This is a genomic window from Pseudomonas sp. NGC7, from assembly GCF_047159675.1.
Lineage (GTDB): Bacteria > Pseudomonadota > Gammaproteobacteria > Pseudomonadales > Pseudomonadaceae > Aquipseudomonas > Aquipseudomonas kermanshahensis.
Window position 1 is genome coordinate 3532687 of record NZ_BAAFZY010000001.1, and the last position, 13082, is coordinate 3545768.

General features: G+C 56.0%; 7 protein-coding genes. 3 read left to right on the plus strand and 4 right to left on the minus strand.

What is annotated here, in order from left to right:
- Positions 1-9 precede the first annotated feature (9 nt).
- Positions 10-1746 (minus strand): RNA-directed DNA polymerase, encoded by a 1737-nt coding sequence (locus ACMCNM_RS15830; RefSeq protein WP_412764864.1) that lies wholly within the window; start codon positions 1744-1746, stop codon positions 10-12.
- A 357-nt stretch (positions 1747-2103) separates the two neighbouring features.
- Here ACMCNM_RS15830 and ACMCNM_RS15835 point away from each other — a divergent pair, with 357 nt between their 5' ends.
- Genes ACMCNM_RS15835 through ACMCNM_RS15845 form a run of 3 tightly spaced genes read left to right on the plus strand, consistent with a single transcriptional unit; the run spans position 2104 to position 8610 of the window.
- Complete coding sequence (locus ACMCNM_RS15835; protein WP_412764865.1) at positions 2104-3138, plus strand: hypothetical protein; 1035 nt, start codon at positions 2104-2106, stop codon at positions 3136-3138.
- Positions 3126-6266 carry a hypothetical protein gene (locus ACMCNM_RS15840; RefSeq protein WP_412764866.1) on the plus strand — a complete coding sequence of 1047 codons (3141 nt, stop codon included), beginning with the start codon at positions 3126-3128 and terminating at the stop codon, positions 6264-6266. Before ACMCNM_RS15835 ends, ACMCNM_RS15840 begins: the two co-directional genes overlap by 13 nt.
- Entirely contained in the window at positions 6244-8610 is a 2367-nt protein-coding gene (locus ACMCNM_RS15845) for an RNaseH domain-containing protein (protein ID WP_412764867.1), read from the plus strand. Before ACMCNM_RS15840 ends, ACMCNM_RS15845 begins: the two co-directional genes overlap by 23 nt.
- A gap of 123 nt (positions 8611-8733) precedes the next feature.
- On the opposite strand, the gene ACMCNM_RS15850 is transcribed toward ACMCNM_RS15845, so the two are convergent.
- The 3 genes from ACMCNM_RS15850 to ACMCNM_RS15860 form a co-directional block, all read right to left on the minus strand.
- Positions 8734-10014: a hypothetical protein gene (locus ACMCNM_RS15850; RefSeq protein WP_412764868.1), complete on the minus strand. Its 1281-nt coding sequence runs from the start codon at positions 10012-10014 to the stop codon at positions 8734-8736.
- A gap of 478 nt (positions 10015-10492) precedes the next feature.
- Complete coding sequence (locus ACMCNM_RS15855; protein WP_412764869.1) at positions 10493-11872, minus strand: DUF6035 family protein; 1380 nt, start codon at positions 11870-11872, stop codon at positions 10493-10495.
- Between the two features lie 123 nt (positions 11873-11995).
- Positions 11996-13021: a hypothetical protein gene (locus ACMCNM_RS15860; protein ID WP_412764870.1), complete on the minus strand. Its 1026-nt coding sequence runs from the start codon at positions 13019-13021 to the stop codon at positions 11996-11998.
- Between the last annotated feature and the right edge of the window lie 61 nt (positions 13022-13082).

The window sequence follows — 13082 nt, forward strand, 5'->3', positions numbered from 1 at the left end:
AGTTATGCCCTACTCGTCCCTCAACCACATTGCGTCCAGATCGATGTCGTCAGCAGCGAAATGGCCAGGGACAGCGACTGACTGCGCTGCCGCTCCTGGCTCGCCGTCATCCTCGTCTTCGCCCTGGTCAGTGGAGTCAAAGTACTCTTCATCCATATCATCGAAGTCAAAGTCATTTTCAATTTCATCGTCGGAGTCGAAATCGATGTCCATAGGCGCTGATTGCTTAAGCTGGAAGATGGGGTGAAGCTGAGCCGCCTCACTGTAAAAGCCCACGCCTGCCTCCAGCAGCGCGGCGAAGCAAGCATCCTCCTGGATGAAATCAAGGTTTTCGTTGGCAAGCCAGCGACGACGCCCCCCTTCATAAGCCAACATCCAATTGTTGCCCACAAGCGCCTGACGGGTCGCCAATGGCCCAAGGTCGGTAAGGTTGAGATCACCGTTCACAAGACCTGAATGGTTCAGATCCAAAGCGATAAGCGAGCAAACTGAACTCTCCATGTGAAGCACTTGCTGTACCAACGCGGCGTCCAGGTGAATCTCAAGCTCCTTACACAGCCATAGCAGCCAGGCCGTTTCACTGTGATGGTTCGCGGCCGATGCTGAGCCGAGGAGGTTTCTGCAAAAGTCGCCCAACGCCTCCCTGTTCAACTGATACTGGTGGCGATGGTAGGTCACAAGGATCTGGGTAATCACCTGCAGCGTGTTGGGAAATCCATACCCGCATTTGAGAAGGTATGCTTCCGCGATGGGCCAATTGGATTTTTTGACGATGGTGGACGAAAGCTGCTTCAGGCCATATTTCACCAAGCTCTCATCCTTGAACCGCGCCTCCAGCGAGAACAGCACTTCAAAATAGTGGTGAATGTCATCTTTCTGCTGGCGCCGTTTGGCTGAGACTTTCAGCTTCTTGAGGGTGTATTTCCAAGACTCCTGAACGAGCTCGCGTACCTCAACAATCTTAGTTTTAGATGCATTGATCTGCAGCTCAAACGCGCTGACGCACTTGATGATGACTGCCAGCGCGCGTTCGGCCTCTTCTCTCGTGTTGAAGAAGAAAGTGAAGTCATCAACATAGCGGAACCCTTTGGGCCAACCATCCAAGGCAATTCGAATGGAGTCGTCAATCGCGACGCCGATCATCTCTGCAATGATGTGCGAGGTATCCGGGCCGATGGGCAACCCTATGGTCTGTCCATCCTGCGTGCCCATGCAGCGTTGGTCTAGGATGTTGCCAAAAAAATCGGGGACTCTGTCCCGTCTCGCCTTGGCTACAGCTTTGGAATGCAACGCCCACGGAATTGTATGGGTGTAGATGGTGGGAAAATAGCTCGAAATATCGGTAACCAGCGCGTAGCGCGCGCCTGCCGAGCGGCGCACGCGCTCCTCGTACAAGTCGGTGAATTTCGTCAGCTCAATCGCTCGCAGCGAGCCTCCTTCTCCAGGGATGCTACGAGATATCTCACTCTTGTTGAAATGCTCTTGGATTTGAGGCCAGTACAGGCATATGTCCTTGGCCAGGCCATAAAAATTGACGGGATTGGGTATGGAGGTAGTCCGCCTGCTGTAAGACGACCTCGCCACCGAAAATCGTTCGGACTGGGAGAGTATGCGCCTTCTCCCGTCCAAGGCTTCATCCCAGGTCGCTTGGACTGCCCTTATGTGTTCTGCCAATTGCTTGGTGCTGAACCCAACCGGGAGCTGGATGGGGAAATACCCTCTAGAAAGCAAGTCCTGAAGTTGCATGGCTATCCCTGGCGATCAGGTGATGAGTGAAAGCCGCAGTAGTGCTGTCACATCTTCGTTAATGTTTTGATAGCTATATGACATGAAAGTCTGGCCAAGGCTACTCACTGCAGTGCTTTACCTTCGTGCGTCCCTGCCATTTATCGGAACCAGGCTCGGCGTACATGAAGGCGAAACAACGCAGCAAGCCAGGTCATATGGGCGTTCCACGGAAGCGCCGGCACCAGCGAGCACGGCGCGATCCGACCGGTTGTCTTGCGATAATCGATTTATTGAACCAGCCTGCTTGATCCGGTGGTAAGACGTGCAGAGCACGATGCTCCGCAGAGACACATGCTTCCAAGTAAAGGGGGGCTTATGGACTCAGTGGATAGCGACGCCCAGCGCTTGCTCGGCCTGATCGTAAAGGCAGCTCAGCTTGATGCCCGCCAATTTGCCGAGCGGCATGACCTCATGCGCCAGGCCAGCGCCCTGCTCTGGTGGCTGGAGCCCGGTTCCCCTCCCCGCACGATCGCAAATCTGCTCTCCTGCCTCAGCCTGCCGCTTGAGCAATGGCTGGACAGTCGTCTCAGGCAAGGATACGAGGGCGCTCTGCAGTTCGCCGATGAACCCACCATGCTGTGCAGCGCGATCGCGCTGGAGACCAACCCTCGCTTGGGCTGGGATCGTGTCCAGCAAACCGTGAAGAAGGTTCGCGACCTGTGCCGGACGCGAACCCATGGCGATGATGAATACCGGCTGTTCCGGATGTTTTTGATCGAGCATGGGGTCGTAGACGCTGACAGTAGCCTGGACTTCTTGATTCCGCTTCAAGTCAGCTTCAATTCGCTGTACGAACTGATTCCTCAGCATCTGATCCACTCGGGTTATATCTACCTGTGTCCGAGTTGTGGGTGGCCGATGGAGATTCACCACCGGGCAGTGTCCTGCGGCGCACAGTGGTGTGAACAAACCGTCGGAATTTTCCAGTGGATGGGTGACGACCTGGTGAGTGTCAGAACCTCGTGGGTCATCCACCCCGTCACTGCCAAGAACAAGTACCGGCTAGTCCCCGCATTGTGGGCACTTACCTTGATTCCGGGGCTGCTGGAGATGCGCTTGCGCGATGGCATTGCTCGGCTAGGGATTTCTGCTGAGCTGTGGCCCGACGTCGACCAGGCTGACCTGCGCTTCACGGTCAATGATCGAACCTACTCGCTGGATGCCAAGGTTTGGAATTCGCCTCGAAATCTGGGCCTTCACCTGTTAGATACCCCACCCACTGGGGCTATCTACATCATTCCGGACTACCAACGGCAGCACTCCGATTCGTTAAATGAGCAGTGCAGCCCTAAGCAGATCAAGTCTGAATCCCAGTGCCTGCGGTGGGTGAAAGAGCTATGTCAACGTTAACTGAAAGTGCTACCGCCCTGGCGCTTGGGTTGGCTATCAAGCACATCAGCAAGGAGCCGACCCTCGCTGACGCTGAAGTCTTTCTGGTAGGACGCCCTCATCTGTGGATCGGGTGGGAAAGCGCTTCTGAGGTGGCACGCGAGCAGATAATCACGCTCATCAAGTACCGCCCTGTCGACCTGAATCAGACTGGGCGATTTCTGGACGAGGCGCGGCGGATTATCTTCGGTGCTGGTTCGCCGTTTCGGGCAGCGGGTGCTGATCTCCTAGCTAGCCAAGAAGTCCCGCCACCCCTGACCGAAACCGACGTTTACTGTTTCCAGGAAGGCTTCGACCTGGACGGCCTGATCGAAGAGAAACTCTGCGCTATAAAGGTGGAGCCAACTGCAGCTTCATGTACGAAATGGCCCGTGGACGGACAGATTATTCTTCGAGAAACACAGTCCGATGGGTATCGCACGTTTGTCATTCCCGAAGCCCAGCGCTCGCGACTGGTGCTAAATGACACCCCTCTTCCCCTCGTTGAAGCCCCGGACGTTCCGAAGTTTGCCTGGGAGAAGGCTTCGCTGCATGAGTTGGCCAGTGCGCTCGATCAAGCGGGACGCGACCCGATCAACCATCTGCACCAGAGCCATCGAAGCTCCTTGAACTCAATCGTGCGAAATGAAGGGCGCGTAGAGGCAAATGCGGGAAATTTCTACCGGGTCAATGCGCCGACAGGAACAGGGAAAACTGTCGTCATGGGGTTGATGGGCATCCATTCCGCCTTGCAAGGGCATCGGGTCGTTATTGCGGTTCCCAACCTGACTGACGTGCGCAACATGGTTGAGGCTCTGAAACGTTCGGTGCGTATCGTCGCCCCTCACCTGAAGATTGCCCCGCTGCACTCCCAGCGCCGGATTGCTAAAGCGGGAGATTTTTACCTGGCACGTGGCCGAGAGGATCACCCCTACGACTATCGGTGCCTCCTCGATGCCTGCGCAACAGACGAGAGCGTGAGTCCTCGGGATGAAGAGCCCTGCTTCAATCTGCAGATCCCGGGTGAGCGCCGAGGGCGTGAGACGTTTAAACGCATACGCAGCTGTCCGTTCTTAAACCAGTGTGGCAAGCGCACGATGCTCGAACAGGCATTGGCAGCGGACATCGTCGTCGTCAATCACCATGCTCTGATTTCCGGTACCACCCGTATCGCTGTCGAAGGTGGGGGTGGTGAATCAAGAAGTCTACTGGAGCTGCTGCTCAAAACGGCCTCACTGTTCATGGTCGATGAGATCGATGGCCTTCTACTGAGTGCCATCGACACCAGCGTGTTTGAGCTGCCGTTGAGCAACCACATCGAGCACAGCAGCCTGGCTGAACTGCACATGGAGATTTTTGGGCGGGACAGCATTCCAGATGTCGATGCCCCGACCCTGTATCGTGCCCAGCGGGGCTGCAATGCGGTAATCCTGCATACGACACGGCTGCTCCAGTTGGCCTTGAAGCACCTGAAATGGCCAGACCGCGAAACCGTGTGGGAGCGTGCGGAAGATCAGATGATCGCTGATTACCTGGGCGTCGACCCATCGGTGCTCGATGGTGTCTGCGGCTACGGCGATCAGAGCATTCCTCCCCATCTGGCGCCGCTGCAGGAACTCTTGCAAGCCTTCTCACACAATGACGCGCTGCCAAGCCCAATGGAGGTGGTCGTCAACATTGGTTATCTGCTTCGCACCTTGGCGGCACGTAAACAGCTAGGGAGGAAGCTGAACGACGATAAACTCGAAAAGCTCAAGTCGTCATTGGTCATCAAGACGGGTTTGCACTTCATTGAGACCAGCCTTCGTACCCTCTATTCAGATGTCCCCATGCTTGCTCGTGCGAAGGTAGCCGCGGCGTTGAGGGTGCAGCAGGATCTTTCGGGCTCGGCGCCCTTCAGTCCGACGCCACTTGGGCCGCTGCAACGTGTTGTCTACGGTTTCAAACGTAAGTTGGAGGGGCGGGACACCTGGTCGCTTCAGGTCGTGGCTATGTCCGGGGATCCGCATCGGACACTTCAGTATCTACCGAACCTGACATCCAAGATCCATGCTGGTGTGAATCGCACGTTCATTGGCTTCAGCGCCACGGCGTTCTTCCCTGGCGCCAGCTGCTTCGATTTGAACGCCAAGACGCTGATCGACGTTCCGGACGCCAAGGGGAATATTCGCTTTGAAAATGTGAATGTCTCCGTGCACGTGTCAGGCGCCCCTCTGGATTCTCGCCTGCTCAACGTAAGGGATCTGGCCTATGAGCTCTGGCCTTGGCTCACCAGCCGCTTGGCGGCGCTGGAACAGGACGCCAACACCTGCCATCGAGCACGGTTACTACTTGTCACAGGAAGTGACGCTGAGGCTGAACAGCTCGCATCAACCCTCCATGAAATTTCTGCAGGGCAGCGCAAGGTCGCATGGATCAGGGGCGGCAAGAAAACCGATCGACAAGAGCGCTTACCGCTGGCGAACCGGCTCACCTACGACGATCTCGTCGAATTCGCCGACGGCCCCAATGCGGATGTGCAACTGATGGTCAGCTCGATCTATCCGATGGCGCGGGGTCACAACATCGTGACCGCCGACGGCAAGTCGGCATTGGGGGGCGTGGTGGTGTGTGTGCGACCGTTGCCTTCTTCAGACCAGCCCGGCAACAACCTAGCGCACCTTTGCTACAGCGTTGGCGAGAGTGTGCTGGCGTCAGCGAATCCAGGCCTTGCGCTGCTGGCAGAGCGTGCCATGGCAAACCGCATACTCAACGGTATCCGACTGGCACCGCCCTACTTTTACAGCCAACCCAAAGCTATCCGGTTCTTCACCATCATGAACGTCCTGGTCACGCTTACCCAGCTGGTTGGGCGGGCCAGGCGTGGAGGCACTCCCGTCACCTGCTACCTGGCCGACGCGGCGTTCTTCGACAGTCGCTACACTTGGGCGATGCTGTTGGAGCGCACCATTTACAAGCTCAAGCAGGATGGCCACTGGAGCGAGTTTTCCACGCACCACGCGGGGCTGGTGGAAGCCATGACGCTGTACATCGAGACGTCGGGCCCGCAAACACCTGCAGGCTCACAAGAGACTGAGGGGCTACCTGATGACGATTTCCCTGAGGACTAACCTATTCCGATTTGATCCGGACGAGCTCCCTCCCGTCACGCAGTACCATGCTTCGAGCGAATTCTTGAATGCATGGGCGCTACTCACCGACCAATTCGGCAAGCCATATCTGCCCACTGAGTCACTGGAAGAGATCCTCAGCTACTTGTCAGGCGGCCCTGTCTGGGTCAACGCGCAACTGCTCAAAAGCAAAGACGTGCCAGCCATAGCGTCCCTGAAGGCGCTCGACTCCGGCAAACTGAACCGGGCAATCAACGTATGGGCTCAGCATATCCTGCGCAACGCACCGCCTGGCCAACAGGACTTCGTTCATGCGCTGATACCCGATCTCGCCATGCCGCTTCATGCGTCCGACGTCATGCGCGACCCACGACAGTCGACTTTGGCCTACAAAGTCGTCCCTTGGATGCTGGCCCATCAGTTATCGACCAAGCCGATGGACTCTTCTGTCCCGTTGAACCTCACGGTGTGCAGCGACGGTTCATTGGTCGCCTGGGACAGCCCGTTGCTCTACGCCCGAGGCGATCGCAAGGCCGTGGCCATGCACTCGATGTCGACGAACCTCTTGTTGTTGCACAAGGTGCCCAGTCAGTACGCATCCGTGACGGTTCATCTGAGCCACATTCTGCCTGAGTGGCGCCATACCACACACTCAACCTGGCTCAAGACTGACTACGGAATTTCCAAGTTTCAGATCCACACGATACGTATTGGCGAGGGCCAATATCAGACGGTCTACTCCAGCCCCGCCGCGGAGCTCATCCAGCACATGGGGGAAGGCAGCCTGCCGGCATTGGGTGGCAATGAAGTGTCTCTGTCGGGGCCCCTCAGGCCTATTCACACCCACACGCCGATTGGCTCACCTATTGGCAGTGGCGTCGGAACGGTCATCCTCGACCAAGCAAGCTTCCACGTCCAGAAAACCGTAGCCTCCGCCAAGCCCATGCTGACCCGGTATGTCGGTCGGCTCATCGCCCTGCGAGACAACGTCTCTTATGCGCCAGCGCGGCCTATCCGCCTCGCGGTGGTAACTGCGCATACAGACATCATGATGCGTATTAACACCGCGTACACCCATCTGGAATCAGTCTCCCACGTGTTTAGGGACAAGCCTAAGCCTCAAGTCCTGCTACAACAGATCCAGTGCAAGGATGCGCAGCGCATACTGACCACCAAAACGAGTTCGACCGACATCCAAAACTGGTTTATCCATGAATTGCTGCCGCGGCTGACCTCCTGGATGCCGGACGCTGCGATCATCGAGACCACGCCCGAGGTGGCCACGAAAGACGACAATGATCCGAAACATGTCTTGCGAGCGCTCTGCGCTAAGCATGGGGTCACCACGCAGTTCATCTTCCACCTTCCGCCGCAGGCTGAAGGGGCTGCCCCCTCCAAGGGTATTGCCGCTGGGCTTAAAAGCCGACTGCGTAAGGCCAAGGCGAACGCTGAGGAATCCGACAAGGCAGAGGATTACCCAGGCATCAACAGCCTGATCGATGCCATCCGCGGTACCGGCTATGTGCCGATCCCCCTAGAGCGCACAGCAGGCATCCCGGCTGATACGACCGTGGTTTCGATCTACGTCGATTACCTCAGCAAACTGAGTGTGTACCTGCCCGTCATCACGCGCGCTGTGGTCAACACAAGCGAGATGCAGGTCTACGTGGATGGGGCCGGAGGTCAACCGGGCCAGTGGAGAAGTTACAGCGAAGGCCTCTGCGCCATTCATGCGAACCCAAAACTTCTGGATGGGGAGGCTGCGAAGCTGCTGATCAGGCAGGCGCTCCTGGCGCCGACCCCAGTGGCTGACAGCCCGCTGATTGTCTATATCAACGCCGGCGCTAAGCGCCTGTACCCGGGCATGAATGACGGCGCCGGCCGTGGCTTACCACCGGTACCGAAAAACGCCTGGTTGATCCGCACGCGGTCTGATCATCAAACGGCTCAAATGACAGGCGTCCACTCTCTTTCGCCGCTGGCGCCCATGTTCATAGGCAATCGCATTGGCGTGCACCAGGCTGAACACCAAGAGCTGGTGTACTACTTCACGTCGTATTCCAAGACCTTCAACAAGGTGCGGTCTCACCGAAAGCACACCCGCTATGACGTCACACAGTCACAGCTCAAGGATTCGTGGCTGCAGCTGGGGGTGACCGAGTTTGTGATGATTCAGGAAGGGGACTTTGCAAACAAAGATCAGTTGGCGCTGCAAGCCGGATACTGGTGCAAGAATGCGCCGCTGTGGGATGGTTTCCTGCGGCTTCCCTCCCCGCTTCATGCCGCCCGCCAGATCGCAGAGGATCATCCGGTTGCCGAGAAGCTGAGGAAGGGGCGGTTTTAATTGACGGACAAACTGCCACAACAGCTTATAGCTGTGGATTAGAAGGCCATGAGCGTCCATCCGAGGTGGATAGCTCAGGCCTCGCCTTGCTCCCGGAGGCTATGGGTAGAGCGGTGGCCGCGTTCAGAGACCTTCACGGTCGAGTTTCTGGATGCTCAGCAGAGCTTCTGTTGCAGAGTTGTCTGCACTTTCATAGTTAGGTACCAGGCCATCGAAGGCATCGGCACCCTTAAGTACAAATCCGTCACCAAAGATGATCGGGGGGCGATTCGGCAGCCCACCCAACGTAAGGGTCAAGGACTTTTGCTCCATGAGCCACTGGTTGTTCTCAATCAGAGCAGGGACTGCATCATGAAAATATCCAGGCCCTTTGATTTGGCTGATTTGCGTCACGAAATTCGCATGGCTGCGCTCAAAAAATTCGTCCTGCCTTTTCCGCCAGAATGGTAGTAGATCGAAGATCAAGTCAGTGCTGTAGGGCAGTGCGCCAGCTTTTGAGCGGCGAGCCAGTTCGTTGACTGCGCTATGGATTATTGCAGCTTCCGGACAAACCCCTGCCATACGTCTCATCTGGTCTGCGGCTGAGACCAAGCCATGACCATAGCGCCTGCTACCCAGTCCATCTTCAATCCGTCGGCAGCTCTCCTTTAGCATCTGCGCGGGCATATTCAGTAGCAATGTACATAGGCCTGCGGCAAGCGCGATTCCATGGACTGCTTCTGGCTGGCGGGCTGCGTTCGATACAGCATGAGTGATGGCGTGATATTCCGGAGCTGTCGGGTCTTTAAGGAAGCCTAGGGCTTTCGCTTCCGCCTCACCACGAGCACCATGAGGTAGACCTTCTCGCAAAAATAAGGGCAGTACATCTCGCTGCTCTTGGTAAACAGCGCATGTCTCCAGCAGGCTTCCGAGGAAGACGGGGGACTTGAACAGAATGGTCGACCGTGTACGGTCTTGGCCCCCGTAAAAACACAGGGAGATGTGTTCGATTTGCTCATGGGCACGTGGCAAGCTGAGACTAAAATCGACCTGCCAAGGATAGCGAGCGGCTAAATCACGGTGCTCGTACCGTTCGATGAAATGATTCAGGGTGATGTCTTGCTTCAGCGTTTTAACCGGTGGCGTGCCCGCTACAGGATTTGCTTGCAGGTCGAAGATTGCCTTGAGCGTTCGAAGCCCTCTGATGGAGCAGTTCATGTCGAGCCAGTGACGGGTCTCATGCGCCAGCGGCGCGAGCACGTTATATGCGCCTTCGACCAATACTAGGCCTGCATCCCAACCTGGGGAGTAGACGGCCTCGGCGAGCCTAACCAGGTCAGGCTCTTCAGCTCGTTTCAAATGTATGGTCTGGGTCAAGTGGTCGTAGGTAGCAATACTGCTGGAATTCAAGTTGACGCCGAGCATCCGAAATATCCCTAGTCGATGCAGAGAAATGCAGCAGATTCTACTGTGACCGAGCTTTGTTTTTCGAGATGCGCGGGAGTGAAGCTTCAGGTCAAAGGCTTCGAGAAACTCAGAAAAAGCCATTTTGATAACGACTGTTCGGAAATGGCCTAGCGAAGCCGTTGGCTTGCTCTGACACTAAGGCGTCAAGGGCTGGTTGAGATCAGACCAGCCTAGGTGCATTGGTGCGGTGGGCGACCAATTCATCACGGTCAAATGGCCCATCTCCGACCCGGACGGCTGCACACATTTCATCCGCAGCCTCTTGCAATGATCCGCATAGACGCCATCTGGCTTGCAACGGAGCCCATGGGATGTGTGCCGGCACCTTGAGCGAGATTTTATGTTTGCCGGGCTGCTTGATCTACTGCTGAGTAAACTTGCTTCTAGTACTCGCCATAGCAGGCGCCACCGTCCTGGAGATGCTGCGCCGGATTGATCACCACTCGCGCATGTTGATCAGTCGTTCCTTGAGCTCAGGTACCAGGAATGCAAATAAATGGTTGTATTGTCGATCGGGTCGATAGGCGTCATCTCGATCTCTGAGCGCGGCGCGGATGATTGCACGTCGCTTCGCCCAGGTACCCTTCTTGTCTTGTTCGATCAACAGCTCATTTTGCTCAAAGAGTTCCAGTGTCCAACCGAACTGAAGCAGGAATGGTTTGTAGGAGTCGAAAGCCTGGTTGCAGACATTGAGCAGGCGCTCGAATCGGTATCCTATCGGCCGTCCGTATCGCGCACTTAGCACAATGGAAACGGCCCCTTGGAAAGGGTCTGACCAATGGAAGTTGGGAAGCTTGATAGCGGGAAATACAGTTGCCATGCGCTCGCGCAAATCGAGCCAGCGTTCCCGGGACTCTGGAGTGTCCTGCCTGCCGAACTCCATCCAGAACGCATGAAAATCGCGGCGTAGCACGTCACTGTTGACCGATGCCTCTAGTGCTTCTCTCTGTGCCTGGTAGTCGTTATAGAACACGATCTGTTTCCGGAAGCTAAACGTCAGCTCGTCCAGATAAACGTCAGCCCTCCTCCATTCGTTCACAATGGTGCGACCGACCAACTGAGGCACGGCGTACCAGCAATCAAACGCCATGCGGCCAGCAGACCTGGACAGCGCCAGCGTCCGATCATTGACGATGAAGACATTCAGATTGTTCAGGAAGAATATGTCCTCCTCCGCCGTTCTGGTTGCGCTAGGGTCGAAATTCTCGAATACCCAGATCATCGATCCGCCGTTGGCCCGGTAGAACTCGCGTCGGCCGACGATCTCCGTAAGGAACGTCGTGGATAACTGTACTTCGAAGGCGATACGGTCGTTGCCCCTCACCACTTGGACGTCTGGCTTGCGCCAGGTGGCACGTTCGGCGACCGCTTGCCCTTTCCAAACTTTCTCTACTTGAGGGTCGCCGCACGATCTGTCTGCAACCAAGCTGTCGCGAATGATCCCCTTTAGCCGCAGGTGCGCCGCGCTCTCCTTTTGTGCGTTGTACTTGATGGCTGTGATCTGGGCTGGGCTGAGCTCACCTTTGGTAGAGATGTCGCATTTAATGAGGCCTTCGATGGTCGGGTGATGGCGGAAATGGAAAAAGCGATGGTGCGTGCGCACCAGTAAAAGAGCGGCGCCGCAGAGCTGACAAACTAACCAGGGCTTGTCTCGATCCAGTACGAAACGTGACGCAAGCTCCGCCCTATCCTGTATGACCAAGGACAATTCGCGGCTCAGGAAGCTGGCGATCTCGATAGGTGCGGCGCTGTCCAGATCCATAACGTCCGTCAGCTTCATGTGTTCAGTAGGCTGAGCGTATTCCAAGGTGCGCACGGCTTTCCTCCATCAGCCTCGCAATTTTCGCTGCGATGCTGACCATTCGTAAATTCGGTTTCAACAGACACAGGACATCAATGCCAACAGGCTGCTGTCTAGCAGAGCATTTGACCAAGTCGCTCAGCTTGGCCCGTTAGCCTCTTGCGGTGGTTTTCGTGATTTGGGCTGGAAGGCGTAGTTACCTTTTGGCCAAAGCACCTTAGCGACGTAATGGGAAATCGCCAGGCGTTCCTTCATAAAGTCAGGAGCATCGCCCTCCAGCTTATGTCCGATCACCTCATTGTTGTAAACACGCAGCGTCCTTGAAAACGCGTAAAACATCGACCTGGGCTTGTTCGATTTAGGGTTTTCATAGAGAAGGGAAAAGGCGTTGGCAAACGTCCAATGCCCCTTCAGCTTGTCTTTGTCCGTGACCGATTTATGTCGATGGTACAGGTTGGTCAGGACGACCAGATCGACGTTGCCATAGCGCGCAGGGTCTACAAAAGAGTCCTCAGTGAACATGCCTTGCTGTCCGGTCAGGTAGCCTTCCCACTGCTGCATATCCCACGCATCATCGCAGCCGACGACGAGAACGTTGTACTGGCTGAGGTCTGCCTCATTCGGGAATTTTTCATGGGCATCACACAGGTAGTCCTTCAGCTTGTTGTCCATGTGAAGCCCTTTCGTCAAGCTGTTACCACCACTGGCGAAGGTCTCTTGTAGCTGAGCGACTGTGTCGTTGTAATCCGGCATCCGCCCTATGGCCCGGATGATGAATTGGCTGCCTGAATCGATTTCTTGCTTGGTCGTGTAGTCGGCACATTTCACCTCAACGTTGAATTTGTAGCCTTCGCTTCGGAAGGAGCAGTCCACATCACGAGGTGGTACCACCTTGTCTTCATAGATGAAGTCGCTGGGGAAATTCAGGGCGTAGTGCGTACATACAGTGAGTTCGACCGCCGCTTGGAGATACTGGGGCTCTGCCGGCGCTGAGTCCTCCAAGCGAAGCTTTTTGTACACCAGTGCCTCAAATTCGCGCTGGCTCAGGTGTTCTCCAATAGACTCTAATGCGAGAGCCATTTCCATGCGATATGCCGCAGGAGGGATGAACGGGTTGCTGACCGTCACCTCTAACTGTTTTCGAGCAGCAGCCGGGGTTTTCATCACGTTCTCCATCGTAATCAGCAGACGATTGTCTGGCCAGGCGCCAGCATTTTTGCCGAAG